Consider the following 12836-nt stretch of genomic DNA (forward strand, 5'->3'; position numbering starts at 1 on the left):
AAGCTTGCGAATTGACCTTTTTACTGTGTCCACTCTATTGACAGAAGTACACTGAGTCCGTAAGCTTGGTCCGAACTTGCGGTTCTTCACTCCCCGCCTGGTCAAACCAGGCTGTGTCTGGTCCGTTGCCGGTTCTGGAAGGTCACAAGCTCCTTCATCCCTGCCTTGGCAAGCATCCCCAGCTGCTGCTCTGTGTAACCACCCAGATCATCCGGGAAGTGGGCGTCGGTGGAGGTCGTGAGCAGCACCCCCTTGGCAGCCAGTACCGCCAGAAAAGCCGGACTTGGACACATCTCCCTGATCGGGTAACGGTAGACCATTCCGGCGTTGATCTCCGTCGCAGTATCATTTTCCACCAGCAAATCCGCGATCTGCTCATACATGGGCAGCAGCCGCTGTTCGTCGGGACGGTAATTGAAGGCCTTCAGATTGTCAAGGTGGGCAACAATATCGAACAAACGCGAGGCTATCGCGCCCCCAACGATCTCGAAGAACCTCGCATACAGCACCTCCAGATCAAACTTTTCAAATTGCTTCTGCGTAGCCGGATTGTCAAAACCCCAGCCATCCACAAAATGCACCGAGCCGATAACGTAGTCATACGGCTGTTCGGTCAAGATGCGGCTGAGCTCCTGCTCACAGCCCGGGAAATAATCGGCTTCGATCCCGAGCCGCAGTTCAATCCCGGCGCGCCGCCACTTCTCCTTCTGGCTGTGAATACAGGATACAAAATCGTCCACTTCCGCCATACATACCTGATCCAGCCACTCCCGCTGCAATCTGCCAATCGGGGTCTCATCCAGAATCATGAATGGCTCATAGTAGGTTTTGTATTCCTTGAACCGGTAGAGATGATCGACAATGCCAACCGTATGCATCCCGAGGTTTTGGGCCCGCTTCAGATACAGGTCCAGCCATTCTTCTGTAAACGCGCCTCCGTGCATTCTCCGTTCCAAACGAGCAAAACTTTCTTGCATCCAGCCCATCGTATGCGGTACATGAGTGTTTTCTGTTAGGGCAGCCATACTTTCCAGCGTACGCTGCAGCCATCTTGGCGAGTAAGGTCCTTCTTCCAGATGGAGATGAAAATCAACTTTCATAGCCTATATCCTCCTGTCAGCATGACAACATATTCTATATAACACTGCCGTCTTCCAGCCTAAGCCACGTATTGAAGCGCCGTTCTCCCTCCAGAAGCTGAATCACCCGCGCCCCGCGCTCCAATACACCGTAGGTGTTATGCCCGGTTACCCGGCCATAAGCAAGCGTAATCCCATGCAGCACGCCTATGTAGTCATTGTCATGATCATGTCCGGCAAAAGCCGCCATAACATCTCCCGATTCCAGCATCGCCGTGAACAAGCCGCTGTTGATTTTGGGGCAGCAGACCATCTCCCCTTTTCTCCCCTCAACGGTTCCGGATTGCCATACTTCATGATATTCCGGCAGCGGGATATGCAGAAAAGCAAGTCCGGGCAGCGGTCCTCCATTTCTCGCACGGATCTGGCGGGACTCCTGCACATACCAGCCCACTTGATCCGGGTGAATCCAGGCATATCCGCCAATTTCAGCCGGAGCATATTCACCTGAATCCACAAAATACAGCACAGCCGATTCCCGTTCTCCTGCATGGTTGTCTAGAGTCAACGCATAATTCCCGGTGCCATGGATGTCTTCAGGCCCTGCTTTGGACACACAATACTCATATTCCGTAAGAATTTCCTGCAGCTCGGCCCGGGTAACTCCTTTCTCCGAATCATGATTGCCGTAGATTACAGCAAAAGGGGTTTTTGCCTGGGCCGCGACCTCTATAACCCGGCGGAAAACCGCTTGCGGATCCCCTGTCTCTTCACTGGAAATCAGATCACCCGTGAACACAATCAAATCCGGCTGTTCCGTCTCGACAATCTGCTCCATCAATGCCAGCGTTCGGGTATCCTTCTCGGGATGGATGCCATCCTTGAGGTGGATATCCGTAAACTGCACAATCTTAAACGTCCCGTTGTCGCGAAAAGCAAGCTGTTGCTTGTTCATCTCTGGCCTCCTGAGCTCTGCTCTTTTTTAGATGGATTACTGATGCCTCATAGTTTCTGTGAGATTCATGTTGTTTTTTGTGATTATACGTTGTTTATTGTGTTACTTTATTCTAAAATAGCATTAACAAGCAAAGGGATGCAATCTTATTTTTTGTGAAGGAGAGGGATTCATTGTCTTTATTGGCAGAGGAACGGCAGCAGTTGATTTTGCAGCAGCTGGATGAGGCTGGAAAGGTGAAGGTAATCCCGCTGGCGTTGCAGCTTCAGGTCTCGAATGAAACGATCCGGCGGGATATGGATGTCTTGGAGGAACTAGGGAAGCTCAAACGGGTCTATGGCGGGGCAGTAAAGCTCACCCATCATAACGGAGAGCCCTCGTATACGATGCGGCGCAAGCTGAATCAGGCGGAAAAAGAAGCCATCGGCCGTCAGGCTGCCGGATTGCTGAAGGACGGAGACACTGTCTTTATGGACACGGGGACGACTGTACTGGAGATGACCCGCTATATGGCCGGCAAAAAAAGGATCACAGTAATCACAACCTCGCTTCCCTCAGCGGCTGCCTTGCTCCAGGCGTTGTCCCATGAACATTTCACGGGGAAAGTGATTCTGCTCGGCGGTGAGGTCTCCATAGAGCAGCAGTCCGTGAGTGGCATTATGACGCATGAGATGCTTGGACATTTCAGTGTGGACAAGGCGTTCCTCTCTGTCGGCGGCATCTCCCTTCAACACGGAATCACCGATTATGAGCTGAACGAAACCCTGGTCTCCCGCAGGGCCGCCGAGCAGGCCAATGAAGTCATCCTGCTGGCAGACCACAGCAAGATCGGCAGTACAGCCTTCTGTCAAATCGCCGCACTGGATACGGCGGATATCATTATCAGCGATCAGGAGATGCCTGGTTCCTGGTCAGAAGAACTGGAGAAGTATGGCGTATCATGGATTAAGGCCTGAACCCGGTGCTACCGCTCAGCCGATTCATTTCTTGCGGATGGCGAGTTCCGCGGAATTGGCCTTCCGGTCATATTCAATCAGCCAACAATCTCTATATTCACCTTCATGCCATTCATGCTTCTCCAGCAGCTTCTTTTTGACGAACCCGTTTTTCTCATAGACCCTTAGCGCCCGCGCATTCCAGGCCTGGGGGTCCATGACAATTTTGCTCGCATTTTTCTGTTCAATGAGGTAAGCCACGGTTTCCCGGATCAACTGGGAGCCAAGCCCCCGGTTCCAATACTCCGTCTCGCCAATGAACTGATCCATACCGTAGATCCGGCCTGCATACTCCTGATAGCCGTATATTCCGAGTTCTTCTTCATCTATAGGATAAAATTGCAGGTACCCGATAGCCTGACTGTGGTACTCAATGATACAGCGTGTTAACCCATGCTCATCTTCATCCGGGTAAAAATTCTCCAACACCTTGTCCATATCATGCGGGCGGTCACGCCCTTCATAGAATTCCAGCACCCCGGGGTCGGACAGCCATTGCACCAGCAACCCCGCATCCGCGGGTTCCAGACTCCGTAGACCCAGCTCTTGCCCCTGAAATAGAATCATCCCTCAATTCCCTCCTTCTTAAAAATTCACTCTGACACATTCCCATGATCGGCGTTCTAACCGGCGAGGCGACTATTCAATCTCAGCAACCATTGTAATCGAGGTGCCGACTATTCCAATCTCCTTGAACCCAAACCGTTTATACAGCTTCACCGCAGCTGCGTTATCCGGGTCTACGCTCAGAGACACCTTCTGCACTTTCCGCAGGCTGAGCTCCTCAAATAATCTTTTTAAGAGAGCCTTACCCATTCCTTGTGCCCGGTATTCAGCCTTAAGCGCCATGCCCAGTTCAGGCACATCTGCCCCAACATATCCAAACCCTCCACAACTCTGGTCAAAATAGCGAAGGGTTACCGAACCCAAATGCTCCCCCTTGTCGTTCACCGCAATATAACCCAGATCCCCTTCCCTGCCCCAGCCCTCCACATACTTGGCAATATCCGGCTCACGGATTATTTCCCTGCGGAATGGCGGTTGACCCTCTGGTACATATAAGGACTCGTATAACATCTCCCATAGAAAGGGGATGTCTTGCTCCTCTACGGATCTAATGGTGTATAGCATGTACTGGAACCTCCTTCCGGGATAATATAGGTGCGATATTGCAAATATGTTACACTAATCAAGGAAACAGTTATTGCGACATTTATAAAGATACAGATAGGAGCAGGTACGAGACATGAGTTATAAAATTGTATTTTTCGACATCGACGGCACACTGGTAAATGACGAGAAGCAGGTGCCGCAGGACACTATTGACGCCATTGCCGAATTAAAGGCGAGCGGCATCGAGCCCGTGATTGCCACCGGACGTGCGCCTTATTTCTTCAAGCCGCTTGCTGAGCTGCTGCACATTGACTCTTTTGTCAGTCTTAACGGAGCGTATGTTGTTTATAAAGGTGAACCTTTGTATAAGCGCACCTTGCCGCTGAGCAGCTTGGAGAAGCTGGTGGAAGCCGCCGGGCGCAACAACCATTCGCTGGTTTTTGAAGGCAATGAGCAGTTCTTCGCCAACTCCGAGGCCCATCCTTTTATTATGGAATCTGTGAACTCCCTGCGGGTGGAGCAACCCGGATTCGACCCTGAATTCTGGAGAAATTCCGATATTTATCAGGTTTTTCTGCACTGTGAAGCTGCGGATGAGCATCTGTATGACCAAGTGTTCGATGATCTCCGTCTGGTCCGCTGGCACCCCAAAGCGATGGACGTCACCGTCATGGGCGGCTCCAAAGCGGTCGGCATCGAGTCCATGCTGGCACGCCTGAATATCTCCCCTTCGGAAGCGGTCGCTTTTGGGGACGGCCTGAATGATATGGAAATGCTGGAGCATGTAGGCCTTGGCATCGCCATGGGCAATTCTCACCCAGAACTGCTGCCCTATGCCGACTATGTAACGGCTTCTGTAGATGAAGGCGGGATTCGTCAGGGACTGCGGCATGCAGGGTTGATCGGCTAAGGGATGGCCGCGGCTTAACGGAAGCTTACATGGAAGGGAGCCCTCGAGGCCCTTGGCCGTTCACGGGAAGTAGGCATCCGCAGGCTCCACTCTTAAAATGTTCCCCGCCTTACTGTACCTCACCTCGATGATATTCCCAGGCTGAAACCTGGGGATATGGGTGAGCGGAATGAAGGTGCGTGTCATGGCGTCCACCCTTTCTCCGTTCTCCTGGGTCAGCTCCAATTCCAGCTCGACTTCGGGCCTGTCATTCATAGTGGAGGATAGCTGCCGGATCGATTTGATCCTAGCCTGGGCAGGAATTCCGCTCTTCACAAGCTCTTGTCTTGACCGGAGGTTCTCCTTCTGGACACGAATCTTGGAAATCGCGAAATAAACAGTCAATATTCCGGTCATCGTAGAAAACAGCACAATCAGGATCACAATAACACTCGTATTGATAAATAACATCCTCCTTCGTCCATTCGGGCTATGGGATTGAATGTGTTTATTACCTTATGATAGACAAATTATGGAGCGCTTTCAAGATTGGGGTGAGGGCTCATTCGGATTTTGTGATACCACTTAGCGAGATAAGGGGTGTCCCATCAAGCGAAAGCCCTCCGTCCTCCAAGCGCCATTTTCCCCATCCATCGAAGGATAAATCTACGAAATCCCCGCTTATTCTTCAGTTGCTCAAACACACTTCCCGGCTCCATCATCCGCCGAACGAACGGCTAAAGCTTAGACTGCTTTACTTGGCAGGAGTTGCCGAGCCAGTAGTCTATACCGGAGGCCTTCAAAGACTCACTGTGCCCCTCCCGCCGCCAACAATCTTGGTACACATGGGCCATTAGCGGACATTGCTGGCATCGTTACTTTGGTATTGGCGCCACTGCACTTCATAACCGTTGTCAACTGTGCGTAACCCTGGGATTGAGTGATGGCGGGGGCAACAGGCCGGATTGAGTGCTGGGTGAGTGCCAGGTGAGTGCCGGTCGAGCGCTGGTTGAGTGCTGGTTGAGTGCCGGATGAGTGCTAGATGAGTGCTGAATGAGTGCTGGGTGAGTACTGGATGAGTACTGGGTGAGTGCTGGATGAGTACTGGGTGAGTGCCGGATGAGTGCTGGGTGAGTGCTGGGTGAGTGCTGGGTGAGAGCTGGGTGAGTGCTGGATGTGTGCTGGTTAAGTGCCGGATGAGTGCTGGGTGAGTACTGAATGAGTGCCGGATGAGTGCTGGGTGAGTGCTGGGTGAGTGCCGGATGTGTGCTGGATGTGTGCTGGTTAAGTGCCGGATGAGTGCTGGGTGAGTACTGAATGAGTGCCGGATGAGTGCTGGGTGAGTGCTGGGTGAGTGCTGGATGTGTACTGAATGAGTGCCGAATGAGTGCTGGGTGAGTGACTGCTAGTGAGCTAAGTTGTGGTTTGACTGCATTTTGTGCAGCAGAACGCGGATAAACCGGGCTTTTTTTCGGTTTGGCTGCATTTTGTGCATCAGGAAAGGCCGAATGTGCCTGGATTTCGATATTTTCGAGGTTTGCGATGTACAAAATACATCAGAATAGCCTCTCAGGCTCGTTCGAAGCGATTTGACTGCACTAAATACACTGGAGCGGTAGCCGGCCATACTGGTCGCGAGCTACATCAGAGGCAGTGCTGGTTGTATGCTGGATGTGTGCTGGATGTGTGCTGGTTAAGTGCCGAATGAGTGCTGGTTGAATGCTGGATGAGTGCCTGATAGTTACTGCTAGTGAGCTAAGTTGTGGTTTGACTGCATTTTGTGCAGCAGAACGTGGATAAACCGGGCTTTTTTTCGGTTTGGCTGTATTTTGTGCATCAGGAAAGGCCGAATGTGCCTGGATTTCGATATTTTCGAGGTTTGCGATGTACAAAATACATCAGAATAGCCTTTCAGGCTCCTCCGAAGCGATTTGACTGCACTAAATACACTGGAGCGACCGCTGGCCAGAATGGTCCCGCGCTCCATCAGAGACATTGTTGAAAGAGGTGTCCCAAGCAGCCATTTGGCTTCTGGGACACCTCTTTGTTGGACATTCAGCAGATTAGAAGCTATTCCTATACTCAGCGGGTTACGGCGAGCTCGGATAATAGGGTCTCACTGGAGCTGCCTCCGGCCATCACGGTTACCCGGCAGGGTTCGGCAGAGAACTTCAGATTTTTGTTCCAGATCGCCAGCTCCTCAAACCCAAGCTTAAAGGTAACTATTGTCTCTTCACCAGGCGCGAGGGTGATTTTACGGAAACCTTTCAATTCCAGAATTCTGCGGGTGATGCCCGATTCCCGGGCACGGATGTAGAGCTGAACCGTCTCCATTCCGGCTGTCCCGCCCGCGTTCCTGACCTTAACGCTGACCGTTATCTCCTCTCCGGCCTGCAGAGCAGATGCAGCAATAGACGGCTGTGAAAGTGTCAGGCCACTGTATTCAAACGAGGTGTAGCTCAGCCCGTAACCAAATGGATACAGCGGTGCTGACGGCATGTCCACATACACGCGCGGACGGCCAGGGTCCTTCTGGTTGTAATAGACCGGCAGCTGCCCCGATGAACGCGGCAGGGATACCGGCAGCTTGCCGCTTGGGTTCACCGCGCCGAACAGAATTTCGGCCAGAGCCCTCCCGCCCTCCGGTCCGGGATACCAGGCACACAGCAGCGCACCGGCGAGCGGCTCAATTCCTTCGAGGGCATGCGGCCGTCCCTGGATGATCACGGCGACCACCGGTGTCCCGGTAGCGGCCACCTCCTCGGCGAGCCGCTGCTGCAACCCGCCGAGCCGCAGGTCGGCCAGGTCCACGCCTTCGCCGCAATCCATTTCGGAAGGACTGCCTTCCGAAACCACCGCCGCGCCGTTGTCTTCAAAGACGCCGCCGAACTGCCGCGCGCTGCTGCCGCCCAGCACCAGCACAGCAACATCCGCCCCCGCCGCCAGCAAGGCGGCCTCGGCCAAACCCTCCTCGGAGCTGCTGCGGATGCCGCAGCCCATGGCATGCACGACCTCCGTTCCGGCAGGTGCGTGCTGCCGGATGCCCTGAAGCACGGTGATCCCGCTGCCTTCAGGCTGGACGCTGGTATAATCGCCAAGCTGATTATACAGCCGGTCCGCATTGGGTCCAATGACCGCAATGCGGGAGAGCCCAGGCAGAAGCGGCAGCAGACCCTGCTCGTTCTTCAAGAGCACCGCAGATTCCCGCGCAATTTGCAGGCTTAGTCCGCGGATCTCGGGGCTGCCCACCACGGAAGCCGCCCGGGCTTCATCCGTGAACGGATTATCGAACAAGCCCAGGCGGAATTTCAGCGCCAGGACACGCCGGACCGCCCGGTCGAGATAAACCTCCTCGACCAGGCCAAGACGGACAGCCTCGGCAAGCGTGCTGAACGACTTGTCCCACAGGCTCAGGTCGACGCCGGACGTCAAGGCAAGCGCCGCTGCGGCTTCATGGCTGCCGGTCAGTGCCAGCAGCCGGTCTACAGCCTGGCCGTCGGCCATAACCACGCCGCCAAAGGACCATTCCTCCCGCAGGACATCCGTCAGCAGCCGTTCGTTGGCATGGCAGGGAATGCCGTCGATTTCATTATAGGCGGCCATGAATCCGGCCGCCCCTGCAGCCGCTCCAGCCCGGGCTGCCGGCAGATGAATCTCCCGCAGCTCACGTTCCCCGATGGCGGCAGGCCCTGCATTGCGTCCGCCCAAAGCGGCTCCCTGTGCACACAGATGCTTCAGCACCACCGCAATCCGGTCCGGGGAGGCCAAATCCCCCTCCCCGGTGCCCTGCATTCCTTGCACCGCCGCAGCCGTCAGCGCCGCTGCCAGATAAGGATCTTCACTGTAGCACTCCTCGGAGCGTCCCCAGCGCGGATCATGCAGAATATCCAGCGCGGAGAGCAGCCCGAGATGGGCCCCCCGGCTCCGCAGCTCCAGCGCCACCTTGCTGTAGGCCTCTTCCATTAGCTCCGGATTCCAGGTGGAACCAGCAGCTAAATTAACCGGCAGGAGGGTGCCATCCAGTGCCTGATGTCCGTGCGGGCATTCCTCGCTAAGAAGGACCGGAATACCGAGGCGCGTGTGCTCTAGCATATAACGCTGGATCTTGTTTGCGGCCGCCCCACTGCCTGCGGCATTAATGCCGTTGCTGTAATCGACGCCCGACCAGGGATCGCTGCGGAATAATCCGTAAAGGGCACCCATTCCCCCGCCGGTGGCCACTTCTGCTTTGAAGGCTTCGCTCAGCACCAGTTCCCCCTTCTCAAAAGCGTAGGCATCCCAGCCGTACATCCGCTGATTCAGCTGTCCCACTTTTTCTTGAAGCGTCATTCGGGACAACAGGTCCTGTACACGTTCTTCCACTGCGTATGAGGACTGTCTGTAAATCTCCATCGTCCGATTCCCCCCGTTATTATGATTGGCTTGCCCGCAATCCCCGGTATTCCTTGGGCGTCATGCCCGTATGGGATTTGAACACCGACACAAAATATTTGTATTCCCTGTAGCCTACCTGATCGGCAATTTCAAACACCTTGTCATGAGTGGATGCAAGCAAGGCCTTGGCCTGCTCAATCCGCAGCTCATTCATATATTCCGTGAACCCTTTGCCCGTACTCTGCTTGAAAATATAGCTGAAATAACTGGGCGTAATTTTTAGCCACGCCGCAACTTCCGAAGCTTTGAGATCGGTCCGGTACTGCTCCTCGATATAACGTTTGGCCTTCTCCACGATCCAGTAGGAGCGGTCCGTCCCGCTCTGCTCAATCAGCTCCAGCAGATCCGTGAAATCCCGGCGGGTCAGCTCCGCAAGCGCATCATAAGAGTTATAGAGATAAAGATCCGGCGATTGGCGGCTGTACTCCATACCGGTAATACCGCTTTTGCGCAGACGCTGACGGAGCAGCGCGAACAGCTCTTCATATACCGTCAGGATTTCCGGCAGCAGATAAGCTTCTGCCCGGAAGAAATCGAACATTCCGGCAGCCAGCCGCTCCGTCTCTTCCCCATCCTGCTTGAACAAAGCAGAGACAAGGCCCTGCACCAATGCTGTAATATTGAAAGGCGTTGGCTCCCTGGTTCCGCTCCAGCGGGTGCTGTATTCCATATCCAGCAGCGGCTCATTCTCCAAGACATATAAGCGCAGCAGTTCAGACGCTTCCGCGCAACGCCCCGCCGTTTCTTCTATCCCGCTGTATACCTCCGACACACCGCAGCACAGGCTTGACTTGGAAAAGGGCTGGGAAAAGACTGGCTCCAGCCGCTCCAGCCATTCCCCGGGAGTCATCCAGTGATCGGATACCGCCAGTGTGATCAGAAGATTCTCATGATCAAAGACAGAGACCAGCTGCAGATCCGGCCGTTCCAGCTTCTGCTGCAGACAACTTATCCAGTTCTCCTGAATCAACCCATAGGCTTCTTGCGCCAGACCGGCATAATGCTCCTGAAAAGAGGTAAGCTGGGTCGCCAAAATGCGGAACTGCACGCCTTTTAGAGAAGAGGGAGCAGCCTTCCGGTAAGCGATTCCGTGGCGGGCCATGTTGGTAAGCCACAGCTTGATTTCTTCAATTCCGCCCTCCTGCCGTTGCTTGCGGACATCTTGGATCAGCGTCTCCACGACCCCGATCAATTCATCCACATCCACCGGCTTCAGCAGATAATCATCGACGCCCAGACGGATGGCCTGACGCGCATACTCAAAATCCTCGTACCCGCTGATAATGATCATTTTCGTCTCCGGAAATCGCAACCTGACCTGTTCGGCCAGCTGCAGACCATCCATTCCATCCATTCGGATGTCGGACAGTACAATATCCGCACCGGACCGCTCCATCACCTGCAGTGCTTCCTCTCCGTCATAAGCCTCCCCGATGACCTCAATCCCCAGCTCTGACCAGTCAATAGTGCAGCGCAGACCTTTGCATATGATCGGTTCGTCGTCTACAATCAGCATCTTGAGCAGCTTGCTGTTTCTTGCCGCATTATTGCCCATGTTCTTCACCACCCGGAATTTCGGCTTCCGGCATAGGGAGGGTGATCCGAATGACCGTACCTTCCGCCGAAGTATTGTGAATCTCCAATCCGTATTCCTGCCCGAAGAAGATGGACAGACGTTCATGAATATTCTGCAATGCGCCTTCATGCCCATGCAGCCGGTCGAGCCGCCTGCGCAGGGAAGCCGCAATTTCCTGCATCCGTTCAGGCCTCATCCCTTTACCGTTGTCAGCGACATCGATCCTGATCACGCCGTCCGAAGTGTAGGCACTGACTTCTATCCGGTTAACCGGCTTTGTCTTGTCCCATCCGTGCTTGATGGCATTCTCGACCAGGGGCTGGATTGTTGCCTTAAGCGTGAGCGCCTCCTCAAGCCCCGGCTCCACATACAGCGAGTAGAACAGCTTGTCCCCCAGCCGGTACTTCTGCAAGTATAGATAAGCCTGAACCAGATCCATCTCCTTGCGCAAAGTCGTCTGATAATTGCCGTTATTCACACTGGCCCGGAAGAACTTCGAGAGCATTTCGATCAGCTGACTGGACTGCTCGGCCTGCTCCAAACGGGCTGTCCAGCGGATCATATCCAGTGTATTGTACAGGAAATGAGGGTCCATTTGGTTCTGCATGAGCTTCAGCTCGGATTCCCGCTCCCGCAGCTCCAGCTTGTATTTATGCTCGATCAGCTGCTGGATCGTCATGACCATCTCATTAAACTTGCGGTTCAGCTCCGAGATTTCATCCCGGGAATTGACAGGGACCCGGGCACTGAAATCACCGCCCGCCACCCGGCCTGTTTCGATCTTCAGCCGCAGAATGGGCCGGATAATGGTATAATGGAAGCCGAAAAATGCAATAAGTGCCAATATCAGAATCGCCAGCAGAATCACCAGCATAACCATCTTCACACCACGGAATTGCTCAGCCATCTTCTTCTCCGAGATCATTACAACCATTTTCCAGTTTGTAGTCTCAATCTGGTTGTACAGTGTTAAATAATTTTCGCCTCCCACCTTATAGGTTGTCAGCTTCTTATTGCTGGCTGAGAGCTTCTTCATCAGGTCCGCGTCCGGAACGAAACGGTCCGGCATCTTGTTTGCCGATTCTAAGATCAGCTCCCCTTGATCCCCTATCAGAAATACGCTGCCTTCATTTTCTTCCAGGATACCTTTTTCCAGTTGAGCCGCAAGGCTGGCTTCATCAAGCCGGATCGTCAGCATCCCAAGCGGCTTCGTGACCTCACTGAACGAGTTCAGAATCCGAATCAGCGACAGAACGTTAACCTCCCCGTTCCACGAGCTGGTCAGCGGATAGCCGGCAGTCCAGAGAATCCCGCCTTTTCGGGCGATAGCCTCCTTCTGCCACCTCGCTTCATCGCCAATGAAGGGTTCACCCATTTCAATCGAATTGCCGTTGAAGCCGGAGATTTCAATGGATCGGATATACCCCCGTGACATTAACTGAAACGTCAGAAAATCCTCGATATTGCGTTTGACCACGGTTTTTTGTTCATTTTGGAGCCGGGGATAACTTCTAAGAAAAGCTCTCGTATCAGGGCTCAGGATGAGGTAATCGGCAATGTCCTCGACCATTTTGGTTTGCTCGCCAAGCCGGCTGGTAACATTGTCCAGGGTCCGTCTCGTAGAGCTGATGAACTGCTCCCGAAGCACCTGGTTATATTTGTATTGCACCACCACTCCGACCCCGATGGTTGGCAGGATCACAAAAAGCAGAAAAATCACCAGCGCTTTGGATTTCAAGCCGAAATTGCCGAGTTTCCTGTCAGGGATTGCTTTCATCAGCCAGGCTCCTTTTTT

At 53.8% G+C, this 12836-nt stretch carries 10 protein-coding genes; 2 read left to right on the forward strand and 8 right to left on the reverse strand.

Annotation, left to right across the window (positions count from 1 at the left end; translation table 11 throughout):
* Positions 1-101: 101 nt before the first annotated feature.
* Positions 102-1100, reverse strand: coding sequence for a histidinol phosphate phosphatase domain-containing protein (locus tag IEY53_RS17985; RefSeq protein ID WP_189027353.1), 999 nt, complete (start codon positions 1098-1100; stop codon positions 102-104).
* 34 nt (positions 1101-1134) lie between these two features.
* A complete protein-coding gene (locus IEY53_RS17990) occupies positions 1135-2034 on the reverse strand; it encodes a metallophosphoesterase family protein (RefSeq protein ID WP_189027355.1) in 900 nt (299 codons plus the stop codon).
* Positions 2035-2207: 173 nt separating this feature from the next.
* Here IEY53_RS17990 and IEY53_RS17995 point away from each other — a divergent pair, with 173 nt between their 5' ends.
* Positions 2208-2990 (forward strand): DeoR/GlpR family DNA-binding transcription regulator, encoded by a 783-nt coding sequence (locus IEY53_RS17995; protein ID WP_189027357.1) that lies wholly within the window; start codon positions 2208-2210, stop codon positions 2988-2990.
* Positions 2991-3014: 24 nt separating this feature from the next.
* On the opposite strand, the gene IEY53_RS18000 is transcribed toward IEY53_RS17995, so the two are convergent.
* Both IEY53_RS18000 and IEY53_RS18005 read right to left on the reverse strand, forming a co-directional pair.
* The gene (locus IEY53_RS18000; protein ID WP_189027359.1) at positions 3015-3596 is read right to left on the reverse strand and encodes a GNAT family N-acetyltransferase; all 582 of its coding nucleotides are present in this window, start codon (positions 3594-3596) and stop codon (positions 3015-3017) included.
* A gap of 72 nt (positions 3597-3668) precedes the next feature.
* Positions 3669-4160, reverse strand: coding sequence for a GNAT family N-acetyltransferase (locus tag IEY53_RS18005; RefSeq protein ID WP_189027361.1), 492 nt, complete (start codon positions 4158-4160; stop codon positions 3669-3671).
* 115 nt (positions 4161-4275) lie between these two features.
* On the opposite strand from IEY53_RS18005, the gene IEY53_RS18010 reads away from it, so the two are divergent.
* Positions 4276-5052 carry a Cof-type HAD-IIB family hydrolase gene (locus IEY53_RS18010; RefSeq protein WP_189027363.1) on the forward strand — a complete coding sequence of 259 codons (777 nt, stop codon included), beginning with the start codon at positions 4276-4278 and terminating at the stop codon, positions 5050-5052.
* Positions 5053-5112: 60 nt separating this feature from the next.
* Here the strand turns inward: IEY53_RS18010 and IEY53_RS18015 are convergent, their stop codons facing one another.
* The 4 genes from IEY53_RS18015 to IEY53_RS18030 form a co-directional block, all read right to left on the reverse strand.
* Positions 5113-5502, reverse strand: coding sequence for a DUF3592 domain-containing protein (locus tag IEY53_RS18015; RefSeq protein ID WP_189027365.1), 390 nt, complete (start codon positions 5500-5502; stop codon positions 5113-5115).
* A gap of 1611 nt (positions 5503-7113) precedes the next feature.
* On the reverse strand, positions 7114-9423 hold the full coding sequence (locus IEY53_RS18020; protein ID WP_189027366.1) for a glycoside hydrolase family 3 C-terminal domain-containing protein: 2310 nt from the start codon (positions 9421-9423) through the stop codon (positions 7114-7116).
* A 19-nt stretch (positions 9424-9442) separates the two neighbouring features.
* Entirely contained in the window at positions 9443-11020 is a 1578-nt protein-coding gene (locus IEY53_RS18025) for a response regulator transcription factor (protein WP_189027368.1), read from the reverse strand.
* Positions 11010-12818, reverse strand: a complete 1809-nt coding sequence (locus IEY53_RS18030; RefSeq protein ID WP_189027370.1) for a cache domain-containing sensor histidine kinase — start codon at positions 12816-12818, stop codon at positions 11010-11012. Before IEY53_RS18030 ends, IEY53_RS18025 begins: the two co-directional genes overlap by 11 nt.
* Between the last annotated feature and the right edge of the window lie 18 nt (positions 12819-12836).

Source organism: Paenibacillus albidus (assembly GCF_014644435.1).
Taxonomy (GTDB): Bacteria; Bacillota; Bacilli; order Paenibacillales; family Paenibacillaceae; genus Paenibacillus_AQ; species Paenibacillus_AQ albidus.